The organism is Dietzia sp. SYD-A1 (assembly GCF_015356725.1).
GTDB lineage: Bacteria > Actinomycetota > Actinomycetes > Mycobacteriales > Mycobacteriaceae > Dietzia.
In genome coordinates this window covers 1-1281 of the sequence record NZ_JADDKI010000580.1, presented here as the reverse complement: position 1 = coordinate 1281, position 1281 = coordinate 1, and the positions used below count along the sequence as shown (strand labels likewise).

General features: G+C 60.0%; 2 protein-coding genes. Both read right to left on the bottom strand.

Going from position 1 to position 1281, the window contains the following annotated elements; all coding sequences use genetic code 11:
- Nucleotides 1–313: hypothetical protein (locus tag IY392_RS17240; protein WP_194861900.1), on the bottom strand; the 313-nt coding region annotated here is incomplete at its 3' end.
- The gene (locus tag IY392_RS17235) at nucleotides 313–906 is read right to left on the bottom strand and encodes a DUF3558 family protein (protein WP_194861899.1); all 594 of its coding nucleotides are present in this window, start codon (nucleotides 904–906) and stop codon (nucleotides 313–315) included. The genes IY392_RS17240 and IY392_RS17235, both read right to left, overlap by 1 nt.
- Nucleotides 907–1281: the final 375 nt, after the last annotated feature.

Genomic DNA, 1281 nt, shown 5'->3' with positions numbered 1-1281 from the left:
GATCCACTCCGGTCAGCTTCACGACCGGATCAATGCACTCTGATTCCGGAAGGGCCATCAAACCGCCGGCGGCAGCGAAGAGCATGGACATCGCCTTGGCCTGGTCGATGAAGCCATTGAGAAGCGTCCGAAGATCCTCCCCCACGAACACCGAATACACGGCGCCGATCTGGCGGGCGGTGTCGAAGGCTCCCTCCACAGACGAGAACTCGCCGTAGCGGCCAACTGAAGCTAGTGAACGGATCTCAGCAATGAATACACCACAACAGCGATTGCACATTTCAGCAGCGTCGGGATCAAGATGTAGGGACATCAGAATTCTCCCTCGGGAAGGTATTCACGAACTGAACTGATGGCATGCTCTGAGACTTCACACGCATCTTTTAACACTTTCCCTCTGAAAGAATTTAGTGGGTCAATGAGGTTAACGTTTAAGATAACTGCACCCCGATCTGTGAAGAGCACGTGATAGCAGGTGGTATTGCTTTCGTCTCCCCTATCTCTGGCCCTGAGCCCAACCCTCCCCACAACTCTCGCTGTGGGATTCATTTCCACGAGCCCCGTGTCTTCGAGGAATTCCTGCTTTGACCTCCAGGTTCCGATGACGCCCAATAAGACCTCACCGTTTTTCCAGGCACAGGAGAACAGTTCGCCCGGTCGGTGATTACGCAACTGCTCTGACGGTTCGACCGGCCCGCCGACGCCCTCCTCCACCGCTTCGATGGGGATCTCGGCGCACGGGTCGAAAAGTGGTGGCCGCTGCTCAATCGGCAGGTCCCAGGGGTTGCCCGGCTCCTCGGTGACTGCTGAGCTCGTCGTCGCCCTGTCGCCGTCTTGACCCACTCCGCACGCGGACACCACCGCGAACGCGGCGAACGCGGCGACTGCTCGCCTTATCGTCCTCACGATCTATGCTCCCCTTATCGTCCTCACGATCTGTTTGACGCCCCGGCCGGACGGACGGTTCCACCCCATTCATCGCGGCCACTCCGGAGACCAACCCGGCACTGGAACCGCCCGCCTGACACGCGCCGTCGTACCAGGCAAGGGCACACGAGCCGGGACAGGGGGACCCGGTGGGATATTCGGTTGCTGCAGGGAGTCGATAGGACACCGGTGGCGCGACGACGGCGAGCCGCGATCGAATCCTCCATCGGCGAGAAGTTCGGCGAACTGGTCTACGAATCGCTGACCGAACACCACGCCTGCTGCTCCGGCAGTACCACTAGGAGCATGGGTCAGTAATGGCTCGAAGCGCGCCGAGAGTACGGCGGAGTGCGT